The sequence below is a fragment of the Alteromonas gracilis genome, assembly GCF_043642145.1.
GTDB classification, from domain to species: domain Bacteria; phylum Pseudomonadota; class Gammaproteobacteria; order Enterobacterales; family Alteromonadaceae; genus Alteromonas; species Alteromonas gracilis_B.
This window is the reverse complement of sequence record NZ_JBHZRZ010000007.1, coordinates 149,131-164,350: the sequence shown is the minus strand read 5'-3', so window position 1 is coordinate 164,350 and position 15,220 is coordinate 149,131. Positions and strand designations below refer to the sequence as shown.

Here is a 15,220-nt window from a genome sequence, read left to right as displayed (position 1 = left end):
CGTAACGAAAACCATAATGATTTCATTGATGCGCAAGGCGCACGACTACCTAGGCTTAGTCTTATTTCTACAAATTGGCTTATGGTTTTTAAGTGGCTTGGTAATGGCATGGCTCCCCATAGAAGAAGTAAGAGGAAACCACCTTAAATACAAGGTTACTACTTCTTGGCAAGGCGCCAGCATCACCCCGTCAGATGTGCTTAGTAACCACAGTAATCTGGCAACGTTTTCACTGACTCATCGTATTTCAGTTACTTCACCCTCAACGCCACTCACGGCTATTCCCGTGTATAAGGTAATAGACAACAACCTGAGTTACCGATACAACGCGCTGACAGGTGAAAAGCTTTTTCCATTGGAAGAGCCTATTATTCGCGAGGTTGCAACACATCAGTATGCAGGCGAAGGAAGCATTGTTCATGCACAGCTACTAAACGCACTTCCCCAAGAAGTACAGAGTTTACCCGCGCCGCTTTGGCAGATAAGTTTCAATGACGAGTTGAACACACGCTTTTATATCGACCCAAACACAGGTGCTGTGGCTAGGGTTCGCACAGACACATGGCGGTTATTTGATTTTATGTGGATGCTTCACATTATGGATTATAAAGATCGAAGCAACTTCAATTCGCCATGGCTGATTGCATTTTCGGGCAGCGCTTTTTTGTTCACACTTACTGGCGTAGCGCTTTTGTACAGGCGTTTTAAACCAAAACGAAAAAAGCGCTAGTTAATAGCGCAAATAAATAAGGCTTAGCAGCTAAGGTTAGTTTGTTGCGAATAGCTGTGAGATATCAGCAAACGCTTTGAATTCTAGTGCATTGCCGAAAGGGTCTTTAAAGAACATAGTGGCTTGCTCCCCAGGTTTACCCTTAAAGCGAACGTAAGGCGCAATAACAAATTCAATGTTGGCTGCTTCCAGTCTATCTGCCAGTGATTGCCACTCGCTCATGGTTAGCACCACACCAAAGTGTGGCACTGGTACTGCGTGGTCATCAACACTGTTAAACGAAGGCGGAGATGGCATTGCTTCTACACAATGGGTCACTAATTGGTGGCCGAAGAAATTCCAGTCTATCCACTGACTATCACTACGACCTTTACCACAGCCCAGCAATTCACCATAGAACGCCTCGGCGTCGGTTAAATTGGTAACCGGAATGGCAAGATGAAAGGGCTGAACCATGAAAACTCCTGTTATAAAAACTTCTTAAGTAGCGATAACTTAAACTTAGAAAACGGTGCATAGCGAAAGAACACGTCTAACGCGAAAGAACGCTTCATTACCGTTTTAATGTGGCTGAATGTATCAAAGCCAGCTTGCCCATGGTAGCTGCCCATACCGCTATTACCCACGCCGCCGAACGGCAGTTCAGGGTTAGTCATAAACAACATGGTATCGTTTGTACACACACTGCCTGAGCTGGTTCGCTTAATAATGTTATCTAGTACCGCGTCTTTATCGCTAAACGCGTAAAGCGCTAGCGGTTTAGGCCTGCTGTTTACAAATTTGATGCCTGCGTCCATGTCTTCTACGGTAATAACAGGAAGAATAGGACCGAAGATCTCTTCTTTCATTACTGGGCTATCAAACGATGGCTCTAATACAATGGTTGGAGCCATTGCCGGGCGCGTGTGATCAAGTTGTCCTCCGTAAACTACGTTTACGTTTTCAAGATAACTCTCTAAGCGCTTTAAATGGCGATGATTGACAATGTTTCCGTAATCTTTAGATGACAACGGCGATTTACCGTACTGCTTTTTAAGCTCTTTTTTAACCGCATCTATAAGCTTTTTTTCAAAGCCTTTTTCCACAATCAAATAGTCTGGAGCTATACAGGTTTGCCCTGCATTCATCCATTTACCCCACACTAAACGACGTGCGGTTACGGCAAGGTTTGTATGCTTATCTACAAAACACGGGCTTTTTCCACCTAACTCAAGCGTGACGGGCGTTAGGTGCCTTGCCGCTGCGCTCATTACAATTTTTCCAACGGCTTCACCGCCTGTGTAGAAAATATGATCCCATTTGCAGGCAAGTAATGCCGATGCTTCATCTTTGCCGCCTTCAATTACAGCAACACAAGATGTATCCATATATTGAGGAATAAGCTTTGCCACCAGCGATGACGTTTCTTCGGCCAGCTCTGAGGGTTTTAGTACCGCACAGTTTCCCGCGGCTATGGCTGCAATATAAGGCGCTAGTAAAAGCTGAAGTGGATAATTCCAAGCGCCTATTATAAGCACGGTACCGAGTGGTTCAGGCTGGCGAAAACTTTTACCAGGCCACGCCACCATAGGCGTAGACACTTTTCGTGGTTTTACCCATTTATCTAGGTGCTTAAGCGTATGCTTAATATCAGAAAGTAAAAAGCCTTGTTCGGCCACGATGGCCTCAGTTTTACACTTGCCAAGGTCGTTTTTTAACGCTTGTAAAATATCGTGCTGATTATCTTTAAGTAGGGTTTCTAATGCCTTTAGCTGGTTTTTACGCCATTGAAGCGATTGTGTTTTACCCGTATCGAAACTGTTATTGAGTTTATGAACAACATCAACAAAACACACACCCGATTCAACAGCATGAAGAGAAGGTCTATTTGGCATAAGAAAGCTCCGATTGCATGAAACCCGTTGCAACAATACGCATAACCAAAGCCGAGATGTTGACGAGTAAAGCAGCGCAATAATTAACTGATACTATCTTATATTAATAGGGATGTTCCAAGACAACGCAACTAAAATGTTAATTAATGTTTAATGCATCGCGCGTTGCTACGCAATACATGCGGGTGATACCCAAGCGAAACGTGCATTTTTTCTTAAGCAATAACTATAAAAAAGCCCAACTAATGCTGGGCCTTTTAATGCAATTTATTGAAAACGACTTAGGCGTCGTAAGGGTGACGTAGAACGATAGTTTCGTTTCTGTCTGGTCCGGTTGAAACGATATCAACTGGCACACCCGTTAGCTCTTCTAAACGCTTGATGTAGTTTTTAGCCGCTTGTGGAAGCGCTTCAAACTCAGTCACACCAAAGGTGTTGTCTGACCAACCCGGCATTTCTTCGTAAACTGGCGTTACTTTTTCGTAACCGTCAGCAGCCATTGGTGGTACGTCTTTTACGTTGCCGTCTGCATCTTTATAACCAACGCAAATTTGAAGACTCTCAAGACCGTCTAGAACGTCAAGCTTAGTTAGGCAGAAGCCAGTGATAGAGTTAATTTGTACAGCGCGTTTCATCGCAACCGCATCGAACCAACCAGTACGACGCTTACGACCTGTGGTTGCACCAAACTCGTGACCTTTTACACCTAGGTGTTGGCCAACTTCGCACTCAAGCTCTGTTGGGAACGGACCTGATCCCACGCGCGTGGTGTACGCTTTCACGATACCTAGCACGTAATCTAGCTTCAGTGGGCCAAAACCTGCACCTGTCGCAACACCACCAACGGTCGTGTTTGAAGACGTAACATAAGGATAAGTACCGTGGTCGATGTCTAGAAGCGTGCCTTGTGCACCTTCAAACATAATAGGTAGACCTGCGTTGTGCGCTTTGTCTAGCTCGTCAGTTACATCAACAACCATGGCTTTCAAGATGTCAGCCACTTCCATTGCACCTTTTAAGGTTTCATCGAAGTCTACTGCCTCTTCGCCATAGTATTGCGTAAGCGTAAAGTTATGCACATCTAGTACTTCTTTAAGCTTAGCCGCGAAATCTTCTGCATTAAACAAGTCACCAACACGCAGTCCGCGACGGGCAACTTTGTCTTCGTACGCTGGACCTATACCACGGCCTGTTGTACCAATAGCTTTCGCGCCACGCGCTTTTTCGCGCGCTACGTCAAGTGCAATGTGATAAGGAAGAATAAGCGGACAAGCTTCACTAATCTTTAATCGCTCGCGTACGGGAACTCCACGCTCTTCAAGCATGGTAATTTCTTTCATAAGTGCGTCAGGGCTTAGTACCACACCATTACCAATAATACAGGTAACATTGTCGCGTAGAATGCCTGATGGGATTAAGTGAAGAACGGTTTTTTCACCGTCGATAACTAGAGTGTGACCTGCATTGTGCCCGCCTTGGTAGCGAACCACATATTTTGCGCGATCAGTGAGTAGGTCTACGACCTTGCCTTTACCCTCGTCACCCCATTGAGTGCCGAGTACCACAACGTTCTTTGCCATGAATCATATGTGTAAGAAAATTAGGCGGGGATTCTACAAAATTCTAGGGCAAGGATCACCCCTTTTTCGAACAAAAATACGACTATTTTATTTTTATTTCTGAAAACACAACCACGGTGAACAGCCGCTTTCGCTTGTTGCAAGAGAGGGGCGAAATGCTCCCAGTTGAGATTCAGTTTCTAAGACGCTAATTTTCAAAGCATTCTAAATGGAGCGAGGCATAAAAGCTGAGCAAGCGGTCTACTGCTATCTATAATAAAGCCCTCTTGCCAAGCTTAAGGCGCTTATTCATTTTTGTTTGTATACTTTGTAATTGAGTGACGCTTGTTTGCCTGTGGCCTTCGTTAAAGCCAAGTAGAGGGCGTTGTTAAGCGCATTTTTTATACAGCGGTAAAGTTATTTTATACTCACTATCTACATGGCGAACACATAGCAAATTAAGAGCAGTACGGCCAAAGCAGCGTCTAGCTAAAATAATACAGCAACAATGCACCCAGAATAACAAGCGTCCCGCCAATTTGACGTAGCTGATTGCTAGGCTGCTGACTAATTTCCAGTAAATAGTTACGCCATTTATTAGGAAATAGCAGCGGTCCTATACCCTCTATTATTAATACTATTGCTAAAGCGGGCAAAAACCACTCCATGAAATTATCCTTAATTAACGCACAAGTAGTGAACTACACCAATTTCAAAAGCGGTGATAAATCAACATAATCAGGGGTATGGTAAAGGCCAAAGCCAAACCGTAAGCGGTTACCTCTATAGTCTGTAAGAATATGGTGGGCTTTCAGTTTTAAAGCAAGGTCTTTCGTCACGTCGGCATCATCTAGTTCAAAGGTGAGGAAGTGCCCCCTACATGCTTCGTCGCTCACCGCTAAATTACCCTCGTTAAGTAAGGGATGATCGTACTTAGCCAGTTCATCTAGGAACACTTGCTGCATGTTCATAACATAGTCGTTGATTGTTTCTACGCTCATACTGTTTTTCTCGAACATACGAAGTACTGCCCGTAGTCGATACAATGCCGTAAAATCCATGGTTGCCCCCGCAAAGCGCATTCCATCTAAACTGTACTGAATGCGTTCTTGACCGCCAACAGCGCGAGGTTTGTCAAGCTCACCAAACTCGGCGAACCACCCTGTATAAGTTGGCCTCAATTCACATCCAACAGGAACGTGGGCAAAACACGCCCCCTCGCCTGCCTGTGCGTACTTATAACTCCCCGACAAATAAAAAGCCCGATGCGCAATTTCGCTGAGGTCGGTTGGTTTTGCCATAAACCCGTGATATCCGTCGACGACAACCAGCGTGCTTTCGTTGGTTACACTGTTGACAATATCAGCCACATCATTAACCACATAGCCAGAATTAAAAAAGACTTGACTAAAGAATACGAGCTCTGGATTATGTTCAGCTATGGCCGCTTTAAAGCGAGATGAAAACGAGTTGTAGGGCTTTGTTGGTACGGTTATGAGCTCTATAGTTCCTTGCTCTTGTAACCGGCTAGCTTGGCGCTGAAAACTGTGAAACTCACTGTCTGTCGATACCACTTTATAGGGTGCTGATGTGTTAAAACAGCTCATTATTCGATACAGCAGTTCATGGGTATTAGGCGCAAAAACAATTTGCTGTGGCGCGCCAGTATTGAGAATATCACTTATACGCTGCTGTAATTCCGGCACCAGCGTTTGAAAAAAGAAGCCCCATTTTTCGTCAACGTACTTGGCGCTGTCGTCCCAATATTCAAGGGTAGCTTCGCGGGTACAATCAGGCCAAAAATAGTGACTGTGACATGCATAGTGCTGTTTATGCTTATTTGCGCTTAGAAACCCAGAATAAAATTGCTGAAATGCCATGCTCGATTACCAAATATAAAAACCTTGGAAACACTAACAAATTCCGGCTTTTCTCGCATGATTCTGCCTGTACGTCTTAACATTTATTTACAAATTAACTGTAAATACTTTTGCCCACCCTTGTCTGCTAAGTGATATTTCTATTAACTACAAGCTATCTGTAATTCTTTCGAACTCTGCTATACCCTATGAATGCGAGTTTATTTTTGTTGGCCGTGTAAACAAGCTCAGTCTGTTTATTGCGGATGAACATTAAAGGTATTTTATGCGTTTTCCTAAATACGGAAATTATTCATTAGATATATCTGGCAACGTACTTGAGATCTTTGCTACTGGTGCGTGGAACCTAAAAACAACAGAATTTTTTGTAGAAGAAATGCACGAGCTTATCAGAGGGTTTAATAACGAACCATGGGCTGCTCTTATTGATGGGCGCCGCTGGGTACTCACAACCCCCGAGTGCCAAACTCGTTTAGCTGAAGCCATCAAGCTAAATATTTCTCGAGGATTAACGCGTTCGGCTTATGTGCTGGACACCGGGATGGTAAGGCGAGCTCAGCTAGAACGAACTCACCCTTTAAAACAACGCGATTTTAAGGGAGCAAACTACAAACGCGAATATTTTCAAGAATACTTCAAAGCATTAAATTGGCTGCATGCAGAAGGTTTCTCCCCCATAGTAGCGCGGTAACTTCGTTACGCAGCCTAACCCGAATTAATACAACAGGCTGTAAACTTTACGACGATATTCAGACTTCAGTGGGTCGCCATCTGCAAGGGCATTCATCATATCCATCATTAGTTTTCTTGCGTCGCCAAAACCCAGTTCTTTCTTTAAAACGCTGTATAGCAGCTCTAGAGCATCTTGGGCTTTGTTTGCTTGCTGCAGCTGAACAGCTAAGTCTACTTTCAGCTGCAAGTCATCCGGGTTAGCTTCAACTGCGGCAAGTAATTGTCTAATTTCAGGCGTATCTGCAGCCTGCTCAGCAAGTTCAATTTTTCCAGCTAAGCTATTATATCGAGAATCCTGATCCACCAGCTTTATTTCTTCAAGCAATAACTTTGCTGCGTCAATTGAGCCTGTCTCAATGTAACAATCAATAAGCATGTACTTTGCGTTTACATTGTCAGGGTTCAAAGTTAATGCTTCTTTTGCCGCAGGCAATGCTTCTGCATAATTCCCCTGCTGAATGGCCTTTCCTGCTGTGGCAAGCAAATCGTCTTCAGGGTTAGGAAGGTATTTCGCCAGCATTTCGCGAATTTGCTGCTCAGGCTGTACGCCTGCAAAGCCATCAACAGGCTGGCCATTTTGCACCACCATTACAGTAGGTAAACTTCTAATGCCAAACTGAGCTGCTACTTCTTGCTGCGCTTCACAGTCTACCTTTGCCAAAATCAGATGCTGACTAAACTCGGCCGCCAGCTTTTCTAGAATGGGCATTAAGTCTTTACACGGTTCGCACCAATCTGCCCAAAAGTCGATAAGCACCAGCTTTTCTTGAGACGCTTCGACAATGATTTGCTGAAAGTTTTCTACCGTAATATCAACAATAGTTGCTTGGCTATTTGCAACGAGATTTTCCATAACGCAGGCCTTTAATTTCTTTAATTGAATGGAATATGGGGCAGGAGGTAGGAAATTACAAGGTTAGTGACAAGCGAATAGCGGCTTATTCATTGTCGCTTTCACGACAATTTAATTTAACGCGAGATGTTAATGTAGTGTAAAATTGTGCTACTACAGCTTGACTGAGAGGGTTTATGACCACACAAACCAGCGCCAACACTCAATTTGCGTCTTTCAAAGAATTTTATCCGTTTTATCTTAACGAGCACAAAGACAGCACCTGTCGCACACTACATTTTATTGGCTCTTGGCTAGTGCTGGGTGTAATTGCACTGGCAATATTCACTGCAACATGGTCCTACCTATGGTTTATTCCAGTGGTCGGGTATGGCTTTGCTTGGGTTGGACATTTCTTTTTTGAAAAAAACCGCCCTGCCACCTTCAAACATCCAATATATAGCCTTATTGGCGACTGGGTTATGTTTAAAGACATTCTGACTGGCAAAATAAGTTTAAAAGGCGAATAGATTAAGGACGTAAATATTCCTTTAACATGTTAATCCGCCGCTTTAACGCACACGCTTTACATACAAGAAACGAAAGCGATATGGTTAGTGTTTAGCCTTGGTGATCATTGCTATGTTTGTTTAAGTAGCGAAAGGCAAAAACACTTAACCTATTGTGCGTAGCTTCATAACAGTGAAACGCGCTGCGCCATAAATATAATAAAGGAATCGTTATGTTTGCGTCACGTTTCGCCTCATGCCCTTTACGCAAAGGCTTAAATTTAACTTCTACCGCGCTTTCCCTTCTGTTCTTAGGTGTTAGCCAGGCTAATGCGCTGCAGCAACCTAGTTCTGACTCGATACCTAGCAACATACTGTCTTATAACGATACTTTTAATCTTGAGTTTGTTGCTAACCCGCAATTTATTGACAAAGAAACCGTTATTTATGCACGCCAGAGCATGGATGTCATGACCGACAGTCGACAAAGTAGATTGTGGCAAGTAAACATCAAGTCGGGGGAGCATCGCCCATTTATTGGCTTAGATGAAAATTTGTCGCAGGCAACCTTATCGCCAAACGGTAAAATGCTGGCGTATACCAAGTCGGTAAAAGGTCGCGCGCAATTGCATCTTTATTATTTAGATACCCTGCAGTCGGTGCGCTTAACCAATACCAGTGAAGCCCCCCGGCAGTTAACGTGGTCGCACGACAGCAAAACACTGGCATTTACTCAGTTTACTGAAGAAAAACAAAAACCGTTGTTTAGCGAAATGCCTAGCAAACCGAAAGGGGCTAAGTGGGCAGAACAAGCGACCTACATAGACGCAGTGCAATATAGGGGGGACGGAAGGGGTTATTTGCGAGACGGCTTCGATCAAATCTTTGTTCTACCTGTTGAAGGTGGAACACCTCGCCAGCTAACCACAGGTAAATTCCCAAGCGGCGGTACGCTTTCTTTTTCTAAAGACAACGACTGGATTTACTTCGCTACGCCACAGCGCGAAGACTACGCGTTACACCCGCTGTTTAGCGACATTTATAAAGTTAACGTGAATACGGCAGCGGTGGAACAAGTTACCGATATTGACGGGCCTGAAGGCAGACCAACGTTAAGCCCTGATGGCAAATACCTTGCGTTTACCCAACTTAACGACAGAAAGCTGTCTTATCAAAACGGTGACCTAGCAGTACTTGAGCTTAAAAGCGGCGACATTACGCGCTTAACAACGTCTTTAGATAGAAGCTTAGGTAAGTTTGAATGGCGTAAAGACAGCCGCGGATTAATATTTTCATATCTAGACCACGGTGAAACCAAGCTTGCAACGGTGAACTTAAAGGGTGATATAAAAACCCTTGATGTAAGCGTGGGTGGTCAAGCGTTTGGTCGTCCTTATACATCTGGCGATTTTGCGGTTAGCGACAAAGGTGACATTGTTTATACCACCGCACCTCGCACCACGCCTGGCGACCTAGCCCTTTTTAGAAAGGGCAAAGATGACACGCAGCTAACCAATTTAAATAGCGACGCCTTGGCCCATAAAGCCCTTGCTGAAGTGCAAGACCTAGCGGTTACTTCAAGCATTGATGAACGCGCTATCGACGCATGGGTAGCGTTACCACCAGGGTTTGATAGCAGCAAAAAATACCCGCTTATTTTAGAGATCCATGGCGGCCCACATGCAGCCTATGGCCCGCACTTTGCCATGGAAATTCAATTAATGGCGGCGCAAGGCTATGTGGTCGTATGGTCAAACCCCAGAGGCAGTAGCTCGTACGGTGAAGACTTTGGTAATTTAATTCATCATAACTACCCGTCGGAAGACTATAACGATCTTATGGATGTGGTGGATGCAGTTATAGAAAAAGGCTATGTGGATACAGACAACCTATTTATTACAGGTGGCTCTGGTGGTGGTGTACTTACCGCTTGGTCCATTGGGAAAACTGACCGCTTTAAAGCCGCGGTTGTAGCGAAACCCGTTATTAACTGGATGAGCTTTGCTCTGACAGCCGATGCTTATCCATTCTTTAGCCAATACTGGATGGCTGATATGCCGTGGAATGTTGCCGATAAGCTATGGAAGCGCAGCCCACTAAGCTTGGTTGGAAATGTAACTACTCCAACAATGCTACTCACGGGCGAAGCAGACTATCGCACGCCTATTAGTGAATCTGAGCAGTACTATCAAGCGTTAAAGTTACAAGGTGTTGATGCTGCAATGGTGCGAATTCCAGGTGCATCACACGGGATTGCCAGCCGCCCTTCTCGCCTCATTCAAAAGGTGGGGAATATTATCGCGTGGTTTGAACGATACAAAAAAGATGAGAATGATGAGTAGGTAGGATTACGTTAGTGCCGTTCAGCACATAGCTTTATCGCTGAATCGACACCTATTCAATAAGCACTTAATGTAGAAAGGGCGCTATCGGCGCCCTTTTCATTGCTGACACTATTTCGTCAACTTCAAGACTTTTCCGTTTGGCGCATCGGTTAATAAGTAAATGGCGCCGTCTGGGCCAACTTCAACATCGCGGATGCGAGCATGATTGTCGCGTACATATTCAAATTGCTCGCCTGGTTTACCGTCTTCCACTTTAATGCGGCGTAAATGTGTGAACTTTAAAGAGCCAACAAGCACATCGCCATTCCACTCTTTAAACATGTCACCTTGATAGAAGGTTAGTCCGCTTGGAGCAATTGAGGGATCCCAGTAGACCCACGGCTGCTTCATGCCTTCCATGTGTGTTTTATCACTAATGATAGCGCCGCTGTAATCAACGCCATAGGTAATGACAGGCCAGCCGTAGTTAGCTCCTCGCTCAAGAATATTAATCTCGTCACCGCCTTTTGGGCCATGCTCCATTGCCCACACTGCACCTGTTTCAGGGTGCACCGTCAAGCCCTGAACATTTCTATGCCCATAGCTGAATACTTCAGGTGCTTTACCGTCGATAAACGGGTTGTTTTTTACCGCGCTGCCTTCACGATTAATGCGCACTATTTTACCGAAGTGATTGTCAGTGTTTTGCGCTTCTTTCATGTATTTGTAACGGTCACCCATTGCGACATACAGTTGCTTTTCGGCGTCGAACACTAGGCGACAACCAAAGTGAAAACCGTTATCTACAATTGAATCGGCGCTAAAAATTTCGTTAACGTCTTCAAGGCCTGTATTTGTTAGCGTTGCTTTCGCTACGCTACTGCTGCTGCCTGACTTACCCTCTGCATCACTGGCTTTGCTGTAGCAAAAGTAAATGGTGTTGTTGCTGGCAAAATCTGGATCAATTGCAATATCAAGCATTCCGCCTTGGTTTTGCGCGACTACTTCAGGCACGTTGCTTAGGCGTCCCGACAATTTGCCGTCTTTTGATAAGCGCTGAATACCACCGACTCTTTCCGTTAGCAGCATGTCACCATTAGGTAAGAACGCCATTCCCCACGGGTGCTCCAGCCCTTCTGCTAAGGTTGTTACCTTAATATGTTGACCATCATCATCGTGTTCATGATCGCCGTGAGCAAGCGCGCCATGACTGACAGTTAGCGCCAGTGCACAAACTATAGATTGGGAAAACGCGTTGGCTGGCTTGAATAATTGCGCCAAAATAGTGGGTGTTCTCATCGCTAGAAGCCTCAGTTTTAAAGAATATATGTGTATTGCTACACACGCTTCTTACTGTTGTTTTTAATACTTATTTCAGTTATCGCAAGTATACAAAAAAGGGCACAGCGCTGCTGTACCCTTTGTGATAGTTTCACGCCTTTATGCGATTAAACGACGCATTGAGCCTAACAATTCAAAAGCTATTGTTTAGCCTTTTATTTAGCATTCACCTTACTTTGGTAAGGTAGCGCGAAGCATCCACGCAGTTTTCTCGTGAACGCGCATGCGATCGCCAATTAACGCTGCTGATGATTCATCGTCTGCATCTTGCGCTAGCTTCAATGACTCTCGGCATGTTTTAACAACTTGCTCGTGTCCGTGAGTGAGTAAACGAACCATTTCAATTGCCTCAGGAACACCCTCTACTTCTTCAATTGAGCTAAGCTGTGCAAACGACTTATAAGTGCCCGGCGCAGCAATACCCAAGGTGCGAATGCGTTCAGCAATTTCATCCACCGCTTGTGCAAGCTCGGTGTAGTGCTCTTCAAACATTAAGTGTAGTTCGCGAAACTGTGGACCTTCCACATTCCAATGAAAATTGTGCGTTTGTAAGTACAATGTATAAGAGTCAGCCAGTAGCTTTTTAAGTCCTTCTGCCACTGCGTTGCGATCGCTCTCAGAAATACCAATATCAATCTTGCTCATGTCACACTCCTTAACGTTAAACCTTTAAGATTTCAGTTAGGCCAACGAGTTAGCCTCAACAGTATTGACTAAATAGTACTATAGAAATTTTGATTTAGATTAACGGTTTAGTTGATTGCTCTCATCAGATAAATCGATGGCTAAGTGACAGCAACTCGAACGGTTTACTCGTGATGATGGTGGTGGTGGCTTTTAGCTTGGTCTTTCTTCACAGGCAAACGTACTTTTAGTTGGCTATTATCATCAAACGATAGCGTAAGCGTGAACTCGCTCCCCTCTTCTAGTCCTTTTGCTAGGCCAAGTAACATAACGTGATAGCCGCCTGATTCAAACGACACCATCTCACCCGCTGTAATGGCTACACCGTCGGTAAGCTCACGCATTTTCATTACGTCGCCTTCCATTTCAGTCGTATGTATTTGCGCTTCGCTTGCAATGTCTTGTGATACAGAGACCGAGGTAAGCGTTTTGTCGCTGTCACTTTGATTATGCAAAGTAAAGTACACAGCGCCCGTTTTAGCCATTGCAAATGTGGCACGGGCGTACGCGTTCATAACCATTACATCGGCTTGCTCGTTCGCTTCGTGGTGTTTATGCTGGTGGGCATACGCTTGAGGAAAAGCAGATAAACCTAAGGCAAATAGGCCTGTAGCTATGACAAGAGATTTTAGCGTTTTAGACAAAGGTGACATACAACTGGCTCCGAATTGAAAATCGAAACTAGTGTACGTAAGAATGGCATAGGAAAAAAGAAAAATGGTGCCGACTGCCGGAATCGAACTGGCGACCTACTGATTACAAGTCAGTTGCTCTACCAACTGAGCTAAGTCGGCACACTAAATAAAACCGCTGCCTAGACAGCGGATGCGTATTCTAGCGATAAAAGCGTGGGTGTCAACCTTTTAATCGCGTTGCTTCACCAACTAATTTCGGAAAGTACTCAAGTGGTAAATATTTGCTCAGCGCCATAAGCTTTTCACCCAAGCTTTCATAGCTATTAGTGGTCACGTTGATATGCCCCATTTTACGCTTTTCTCGTACCGACTTTCCGTACCAGTGAAGGTGGCTACCATCAATGCTTAGCAAGTCACGTGAGAAGCTGCTACAACCGATAACATTTACCATTGCGCTAGGACCAATTGCCGATGTATCACCAAGGGGCAACCCACATACTGCACGTAAATGGTTTTCAAACTGACTAGTTACCGCACCAGATTGACTCCAGTGACCTGAATTGTGTACACGCGGAGCGAGTTCATTCACTAACAACTTATCGCCCACTTGGAATAGCTCAACCGCTAACACGCCCACATAATCCAAGCCTTCGGCAAGCTTTACAAATATATCGTGAGCTTGAGCTTGAAGTGCATCATCTACATTAGTGGCAGGCGCCACTGATACATGAAGCTGGCCTTGGTGGTGTAAGTTTTCGGCTAGCGGGTAAGTTCGCACGTCACCTTTCGCATTGCGCACACCAATAAGAGAAAGTTCTCTATCAAAGGCCACCATTTTTTCCACCACAAGCGGAACATTTTCAAGGTCTAGCCCTTGCAAAGCGTCTTTAAGCTCTGGTAACTCAGCTTCGTCGCTTAAACGCCATTGTCCATAGCCGTCGTAGCCATCGCGACTAGCTTTTAAAATGAGTTTGCTACCAAGCTGTTTTACGCAATTATCTAGTTGAGACAGCTCTGTCACAATCTTATGGTCGCAATTTGCAACCTTCATGCTTTCAAGCAGCTTTTTTTCGCGAACGCGGTCTGCACCAACTAAAATGCTGTCGATGTTTGGCATTAACTTGTTAGTTTTCGCCGCATCTTCTAACAACCTTTCTGGCACATGCTCAAACTCTACTGTCAGCGCATCGGCGTCTTCTAGTGCTTGAGCAAGTGAAGTTTCTAGTGGGGTTTTGCTAACTGGATGTACAACGGTATCGTTGTTTACGTCCACAGCTTGTACGTCAATACCAAGCGGGCTTCCAGCCAGGTACATCATTTGAGCAAGTTGGCCTGCGCCGTAAACGACTACTCTCATTCATCTAACTCCAATGTGTTGCTTGAAGCCAGAACCGTATCGGTTTGAGACTTTCTAAAAGCGATAACTGCGTCACGAACGCTTTTATCTTGTAATGCAACTACTTGTGCCGCTAATAGCCCTGCGTTAGCAGCACCTGCTTCACCGATAGCCAGTGTACCAACCGCTACGCCTTTAGGCATTTGAACGATTGAAAGCAGTGAATCTAATCCGTTAAGTGCTTTTGACTTAACTGGGCAACCAAACACGGGTAAATGTGTATGTGCGGCAATCATTCCTGGTAAATGTGCTGCGCCGCCAGCGCCAGCAATAATGGCGCTAAAACCTTCTTCGGCTGCGCCTTCTGCAAACTCTACTAGCAAGTTGGGTGTACGGTGCGCCGACACCACCTTCGCTTCAAATTCAACACCAAACGACTTCAGCATTTTTGCGGCCTGCTGCATAGTAGGCCAGTCTGAAGTTGAACCCATTACAATCGCGACTTTTGCCATCTAGAGATCCTCGGAGTAGGTAAAGTGGTCAACTTTGGAAAGGCCGCGATTGTAGCGTAAAACCGTTCAAAATCCCACCGTAAATGCCGCCAAATATGGGGCCTAACCTCCCGTTTTTGGAATTATCGTTTCCTTGTATCGGTGATCTATCTCTTCACAGCATGCCGTATTAACTATAATTAATTTATGATGGAAACTTGCCTATTTAAAACAGGTTAACGTAAGCGGATACCCATCGTTTTCGCTGCTACTTGTGTTTAAGGCATATGAGG

The 15,220-nt window shown here is 44.8% G+C and carries 15 protein-coding genes and 1 tRNA gene; 4 read left to right on the top strand and 12 right to left on the bottom strand.

Translation table 11 applies throughout. The features are described 5' to 3' along the window. Nucleotides 1–16: 16 nt before the first annotated feature. Entirely contained in the window at nt 17–730 is a 714-nt protein-coding gene (locus tag ACHUFN_RS14370; RefSeq protein WP_394223119.1) for a PepSY domain-containing protein, read from the top strand. Between the two features lie 36 nt (nt 731–766). Here the strand turns inward: ACHUFN_RS14370 and ACHUFN_RS14365 are convergent, their stop codons facing one another. The 5 genes from ACHUFN_RS14365 to ACHUFN_RS14345 form a co-directional block, all read right to left on the bottom strand. Then, nucleotides 767–1,186 (bottom strand): VOC family protein, encoded by a 420-nt coding sequence (locus tag ACHUFN_RS14365; protein ID WP_394223117.1) that lies wholly within the window; start codon nt 1,184–1,186, stop codon nt 767–769. Between the two features lie 11 nt (nt 1,187–1,197). Further along, nucleotides 1,198–2,604: an aldehyde dehydrogenase family protein gene (locus ACHUFN_RS14360; RefSeq protein WP_394223116.1), complete on the bottom strand. Its 1,407-nt coding sequence runs from the start codon at nt 2,602–2,604 to the stop codon at nt 1,198–1,200. A 281-nt stretch (nt 2,605–2,885) separates the two neighbouring features. Next, nucleotides 2,886–4,184: an adenylosuccinate synthase gene (locus ACHUFN_RS14355; protein WP_394223115.1), complete on the bottom strand. Its 1,299-nt coding sequence runs from the start codon at nt 4,182–4,184 to the stop codon at nt 2,886–2,888. 464 nt (nt 4,185–4,648) lie between these two features. Continuing rightward, on the bottom strand, nt 4,649–4,831 hold the full coding sequence (locus ACHUFN_RS14350; RefSeq protein ID WP_394223114.1) for a DUF2065 domain-containing protein: 183 nt from the start codon (nt 4,829–4,831) through the stop codon (nt 4,649–4,651). A 33-nt stretch (nt 4,832–4,864) separates the two neighbouring features. Next, nucleotides 4,865–6,043, bottom strand: coding sequence for an aminotransferase class V-fold PLP-dependent enzyme (locus ACHUFN_RS14345; RefSeq protein ID WP_394223113.1), 1,179 nt, complete (start codon nt 6,041–6,043; stop codon nt 4,865–4,867). Nucleotides 6,044–6,308: 265 nt separating this feature from the next. Here ACHUFN_RS14345 and ACHUFN_RS14340 point away from each other — a divergent pair, with 265 nt between their 5' ends. Beyond that, nucleotides 6,309–6,734, top strand: a complete 426-nt coding sequence (locus tag ACHUFN_RS14340) for a hypothetical protein (RefSeq protein ID WP_394223112.1) — start codon at nt 6,309–6,311, stop codon at nt 6,732–6,734. Between the two features lie 24 nt (nt 6,735–6,758). On the opposite strand, the gene trxA is transcribed toward ACHUFN_RS14340, so the two are convergent. Beyond that, nucleotides 6,759–7,628: a thioredoxin gene (gene trxA, locus ACHUFN_RS14335; RefSeq protein ID WP_394223111.1), complete on the bottom strand. Its 870-nt coding sequence runs from the start codon at nt 7,626–7,628 to the stop codon at nt 6,759–6,761. 176 nt (nt 7,629–7,804) lie between these two features. On the opposite strand from trxA, the gene ACHUFN_RS14330 reads away from it, so the two are divergent. Next, entirely contained in the window at nt 7,805–8,137 is a 333-nt protein-coding gene (locus ACHUFN_RS14330; RefSeq protein WP_394223110.1) for an Mpo1-like protein, read from the top strand. Between the two features lie 212 nt (nt 8,138–8,349). Then, nucleotides 8,350–10,458, top strand: coding sequence for a S9 family peptidase (locus tag ACHUFN_RS14325; RefSeq protein ID WP_394223109.1), 2,109 nt, complete (start codon nt 8,350–8,352; stop codon nt 10,456–10,458). A gap of 111 nt (nt 10,459–10,569) precedes the next feature. Here ACHUFN_RS14325 and ACHUFN_RS14320 read toward each other — a convergent pair whose 3' ends face one another. From ACHUFN_RS14320 to purE, 6 genes are all read right to left on the bottom strand, one after another. After that, complete coding sequence (locus tag ACHUFN_RS14320; protein ID WP_394223108.1) at nt 10,570–11,739, bottom strand: PQQ-dependent sugar dehydrogenase; 1,170 nt, start codon at nt 11,737–11,739, stop codon at nt 10,570–10,572. Between the two features lie 213 nt (nt 11,740–11,952). Then, nucleotides 11,953–12,426 carry a Dps family protein gene (locus ACHUFN_RS14315; RefSeq protein WP_394223107.1) on the bottom strand — a complete coding sequence of 158 codons (474 nt, stop codon included), beginning with the start codon at nt 12,424–12,426 and terminating at the stop codon, nt 11,953–11,955. A 164-nt stretch (nt 12,427–12,590) separates the two neighbouring features. Beyond that, the gene (locus ACHUFN_RS14310) at nt 12,591–13,118 is read right to left on the bottom strand and encodes a copper chaperone PCu(A)C (protein ID WP_394223106.1); all 528 of its coding nucleotides are present in this window, start codon (nt 13,116–13,118) and stop codon (nt 12,591–12,593) included. A gap of 65 nt (nt 13,119–13,183) precedes the next feature. Continuing rightward, nucleotides 13,184–13,259 (bottom strand) — tRNA-Thr (locus ACHUFN_RS14305). 61 nt (nt 13,260–13,320) lie between these two features. After that, nucleotides 13,321–14,457, bottom strand: a complete 1,137-nt coding sequence (locus ACHUFN_RS14300; protein ID WP_394223105.1) for a 5-(carboxyamino)imidazole ribonucleotide synthase — start codon at nt 14,455–14,457, stop codon at nt 13,321–13,323. Then, on the bottom strand, nt 14,454–14,948 hold the full coding sequence (gene purE / locus ACHUFN_RS14295) for a 5-(carboxyamino)imidazole ribonucleotide mutase (RefSeq protein WP_394223103.1): 495 nt from the start codon (nt 14,946–14,948) through the stop codon (nt 14,454–14,456). Before purE ends, ACHUFN_RS14300 begins: the two co-directional genes overlap by 4 nt. Nucleotides 14,949–15,220 lie beyond the last annotated feature (272 nt).